This is a genomic window from Acinetobacter seohaensis (assembly GCF_056431365.1).
Window position 1 is genome coordinate 1 of record NZ_JBWKMK010000106.1, and the last position, 4,547, is coordinate 4,547.

5 protein-coding genes and 1 pseudogene are annotated in these 4,547 nt (G+C 34.7%); 5 read left to right on the top strand and 1 reads right to left on the bottom strand.

Going from position 1 to position 4,547, the window contains the following annotated elements:
- From AC07E5_RS10115 to AC07E5_RS10135, 5 genes and pseudogenes are all read left to right on the top strand, one after another.
- On the top strand, positions 1 to 343 hold a 343-nt coding region (locus AC07E5_RS10115), incomplete at its 5' end, for a hypothetical protein (RefSeq protein ID WP_498625385.1).
- A 1-nt stretch (position 344) separates the two neighbouring features.
- Positions 345 to 428 (top strand): annotated as a pseudogene (locus AC07E5_RS10120) (transposase domain-containing protein); the annotation flags it as partial.
- 510 nt (positions 429 to 938) lie between these two features.
- Entirely contained in the window at positions 939 to 2,120 is a 1,182-nt protein-coding gene (gene mblB / locus AC07E5_RS10125) for an anti-phage 6A-MBL system MBL-fold protein (RefSeq protein WP_168401820.1), read from the top strand.
- Positions 2,113 to 3,879 carry a ThiF family adenylyltransferase gene (locus tag AC07E5_RS10130; protein ID WP_498625387.1) on the top strand — a complete coding sequence of 589 codons (1,767 nt, stop codon included), beginning with the start codon at positions 2,113 to 2,115 and terminating at the stop codon, positions 3,877 to 3,879. Before mblB ends, AC07E5_RS10130 begins: the two co-directional genes overlap by 8 nt.
- Positions 3,876 to 4,358 (top strand): Mov34/MPN/PAD-1 family protein, encoded by a 483-nt coding sequence (locus AC07E5_RS10135; RefSeq protein ID WP_498625389.1) that lies wholly within the window; start codon positions 3,876 to 3,878, stop codon positions 4,356 to 4,358. The genes AC07E5_RS10130 and AC07E5_RS10135 overlap by 4 nt, the downstream gene beginning before the upstream one ends.
- A gap of 93 nt (positions 4,359 to 4,451) precedes the next feature.
- Here AC07E5_RS10135 and AC07E5_RS10140 read toward each other — a convergent pair.
- The coding region (locus tag AC07E5_RS10140; protein ID WP_075175639.1) for a transposase domain-containing protein at positions 4,452 to 4,547 on the bottom strand (96 nt) is incomplete at its 5' end.

A 4,547-nucleotide genomic window follows, 5' to 3' on the forward strand; every position in this document is an offset into this window, starting at 1 on the left:
ATTAAAAGTATGTCGGAGCGGCCTAGGAAGAGGAAATTACAACGATTTACAGATGATATTTCAATGTTATTTAGGAGGCACCAGAGTGTATGAAATATCATCAACATGGCTTAAGTTGGCGCGTATGGTCTATAACCCCAATGCCACACTCAACCACTTAGTTACCCCTCCGAATATTGAAGAGCATAAAGTTATAGGGCTTTCTGATGCATTTATTAGTCCAGACACAGGAATAACATTAATCAAAGTTAGTTGTGAATATGACTACGTGTATATAATAGAATATGATCCAGCCAAAAAATTATGGGGGAGAGTTATCAGAAACTATATAAGCAGATGGTGATAAACTGAATGGCTTGGACCCTTATGCCTATTTAAGTGATGTGCTGAAAAGGCTACCAACACATAAAGTGACCCAAATAGAATAACTGCCGCACCGCTCGAAATCTGACCAAAAATTAAAAATAGGCATGGGGTTCAGCGGACGCTTACTATGTATCGCCTTTTGAGTTTGAAGCAATGTACTATGATAAGATTAATCCGTTAGGTCAGGTGGCCTAACTTAAATAAAAAAGTCTCCGACAAACCCGGTACGGTTCAACTAATCAGGAATCGGTGGACTACTCTTAATTGGAATTAGTGGACTACTATTGATGATATATACAGCGTGGATGCGCAACATCGTAAGATAATTTTCATCGATGTTAATCATTCACAATATAAGATAGTCTAGTATGGTTATTTGAACGTACAAAAATCATCCCTCCGCTACATTACTGCGTAATAAAGTAGTAGAGTCTATTTAGTTTAAATTTAAGTCAATTTATCTAATAAAATAATTGAAAAATATAAATAAGCCTCCATAATTTTTCTCAAGCAAGAATAAATTACATAACTTGTGAAGCATACTAATTTTTACTTATTAAAAGATGGAATTTATGACAGCTAAAATAGATTTTTTTCCTGTTGATAATGGGGACATGGCTTTACTAACTCTTGATAGTGGGCGAAATATTCTTATAGATGTAAATATCCGTAAGTCTGCCGATGATGAAAAGCAAGAGGAAGTCATTGATGTTGCATCTTTATTGAAAGATAAACTTCAGCGTGATTCTGAAGGCCGTCTCTATGTTGATGCTTTTTTACTTACACATCCAGATCAAGACCATTGTCGCGGATTAGAAGAGCATTTCCATTTAGGAAAACCTGAAGACTGGAAAAATGATAATAGTGAAAAAATTATTATCCGTGAAATGTGGTCCTCTCCTGTTATATTTCGCCGAAAAAAAGACGTAAGCGAAAATGGATTATGTGATGATGCAAATGCATGGTGGAAAGAAGCACGTCGCAGAGTTAATTTGTTCAAAGCAACCACTGATAAGTCTTCTATAAAAGATGGTGATCGCATCCAAGTTTTAGGTGAAGATAGAAATGGTAAAACTGATGAGCTTACTGAAATTCTGGTAAAAACTGATGACGAAATTACAAAAATTTGTGGGGCTGTAGATGGCACATTTAGAGCATGGTTAATTGCACCTCTAGTAGTTGATGAAGAAGAAGCAAAGTGTCTGACTGGAAAAAATAATTCAAGTACTATTATTCGCTTTAGTATCAAATCTGAATCTAATGAAAAAGCTGGTCTGTTGTTAGTTGGTGGAGATGCTGAAGTTGAAAACTGGGAACGTGTTTGGCAACGTAATTCTTTGAAAAGAGAGCGATTACAGTACAATATTATGCTCTCACCTCATCATTGCTCATGGCATTCTCTATCTTATGATAGCTGGAGTAAGAAAAAGCGTGAAGCTGTGGTAGATCCTGATGCACGTTTAGCTTTAGCACAAGCGACCAAGAACGCTTTTATTATTGCTAGTAGTAAAGAAATTTTAGATGATGATAATGATCCACCATGTATTCGAGCTAAAGAAGAGTACGAAAGTATCTTAAAAGATGTTGATGGTACGTTCTTATGTACAGCCAAAGAATGCACAGATGATGTGCTTACATTAGAAATTACGTCTGAAGGTCCTCAGTTAAGCCCTAAAAAGAAAAAGGGAAGCTTGTTAGGAGAGGATAAAACGCTAAGACAAACTGAAAAAGTTGGTGGAAGAAGATATGCCTGATCTTCTATTCAGCTCAGGAAGTAAATTTGATACGTCTAAAACTGTATTATGGCAATGGTTAAATAATAATGCTGATGTCGTTAAGACATTGGCATTAAAAAATCTGACAGCGTATACCAATAAAAATTTTATATGTGGTTGGCATATTGAATTAAATTATAATAATGAAAATTTTAAATTTCATATATTAGTAGATTCACATTTTCCATATTCACCTATTAGAATTGCCTACAAAACTGGTGATAAATTCTTACAATGGCCTCATTTTGAACCTCATGGGCTATTATGTTTACCTATTGTAGATACTGAAGATATTGAAGCTCAAGTTAATGAACTACTATTGCATGCAATTGAATTAATTGAGAGTTGTCAAAAAGACAATAAATATAGGGAAGATGAATTTCAAAATGAATTTATATCCTATTGGAGCCAATCCAATAAATCTATTCCAGTTAGTTCATTATTAGATACAAATAATATTGCATCACGCTTAATTTATATTTGGAATAATGGAAAAATAAAATTAGTTGGTGAAAATATTGAACAATTAGAAACATGGTTAAAAAATCTTGATTGTACTTTTAATCCTTCTATGATTACAACAGGAGTATTTGGTTTATTAAGTACTCCACCTATTCCACCTTTTCCTAATAATCCTAGAAGCTTAATAAAAACTTTGAATAAAAATTCAAACGGTATTACATCACTTCTTGCAAAAATACCTTTCCACCAAAGCACATTAATTGTATTAGGAGCAAAAACTGAAAACTCTGGTATTGGTCTAGTCGCAGTCGAACTAAATGCGCAAAGCATCAATGGTTTTAGAAGAAATAAAGTTTATAGAGATAAAATCAATTTACTCTTGAGAAAAAGAAGAGGGTGCATTACTAGAAAAGATATTCAACGGTTAGATTCTCAATGGGTGCATGGTAGAGATCAAAATACTGGTCTAAAATACCTCAAGGAATCTAAAGTATTAATTTTAGGATGTGGCTCATTAGGTTCTCAGGTTGCTATGCGATTAGCTCAATCAGGGGTAGGAGAACTAACTCTTATAGATCATGACCTTTTAGTGCCAGCTAATGTTGGAAGACATGCTCTAGGTATCGATTCAATAAATAGTTATAAGGCTTATAAATTAAAATTAGAAATACAGAGAAAGTATCCTCATATTCTAAAGGTAAAACATTATCCAAGGACATGGCAGCAAGTATTTAATGAGAATCCTGAAGTATTCAGTGGCAATAACTTAATTATATCTTGTATGGGTGAATGGGCTGCGGAAGGACAATTATCTGATTGGCAAGATAGTTTACCCAAAGCTCAACCAATCATTTACGGTTGGTTAGATGAAAATGGTACTGCTTCACATGCTGTAGCTATTGTTGATAAAAGTATTTCCTTAAAATGTATTATCAATGATAACGGCACTCTCAGAGCACCTGAAACTGAATGGTCAAGCAACAGATCAATCCAAACAGAACCGGCATGTGGCACAACTTTTCAACCTTATGGTCCTGTAGATGTCTGTCATGCTGAAGCATTAGTTACTCAATTAGTAATAGAATTCTTAACCCATAAAATTTCCAAGTCAACTCACAAAGTTTACGCGGGACCTACTTCAAAAATTGAAGAGGCTAATGGAAAGTGGAGTACAGAACACCTAAAGTATAGGCCTAATGGATTTAAGGGAGCTTTTGAATATGAAAAATCTGAACTTTTAAAATGCGGCATCTGTAGTCAATGTGGCAAAAAATGAAATATTCCAAACTTATTTATAAATTACCTAATGACTTAGGGTTTCTTGAATTTTCATCAGAAGCCTTAGAACACTTTGAAAATAATAAACAACGTTCTTGTTTTTCTAAGGAAGCAGGAGGACAGCTATTCGCCTCTTATGAGGGTAAGAATACTGCAAACATAACGCAAGTCACAGGTCCGCGTCGTAAGGATTGGAAAAGCAGATTTGGTTACGAACCAGATTTAGTGTCAGAAAAAATTGAAATAGCAGAGAAATATAAAATAGGTCTTCACTTTGTAGGCGATTGGCATACCCATCCACAAGATATACCATATCCTTCTGCCGCCGATGAATACTCTATGAAAAAATTAGTAACTGAAAGTATTCATGATCTTGAAGGATTTATTATGGTAATTGTAGGAAGAAAGCCATTTCCTAATGGGCTGCACGTTTCTTTTCATACAGCAACCCATGCTTATAAGTTAGAAGTTATTTAAAGCTTATATATGGTATATAATAATGTTTTAGCATATTTTTTTGACTGCTCTTAAGTTGAGTGGTAAGCGTCCGCTGAACCCCATGCCTATTTTTTAATTCGGTTCAGGTTTCCAGCGGTGTGGTAGCAATTCTTCAATCTGAGTCACTTTATGTGTCGGCAACCTTTTCAGCACATCACTTAAATAGGC

Excerpts from the sequence above, each read along its gene's own strand:
- mblB (WP_168401820.1), top strand. The coding sequence starts at position 939 with ATGACAGCTAAAATAGATTTTTTTCCTGTTGATAATGGGGACATGGCT.
- AC07E5_RS10130 (WP_498625387.1), top strand. The coding sequence starts at position 2,113 with ATGCCTGATCTTCTATTCAGCTCAGGAAGTAAATTTGATACGTCTAAA.
- AC07E5_RS10135 (WP_498625389.1), top strand. The coding sequence starts at position 3,876 with ATGAAATATTCCAAACTTATTTATAAATTACCTAATGACTTAGGGTTT.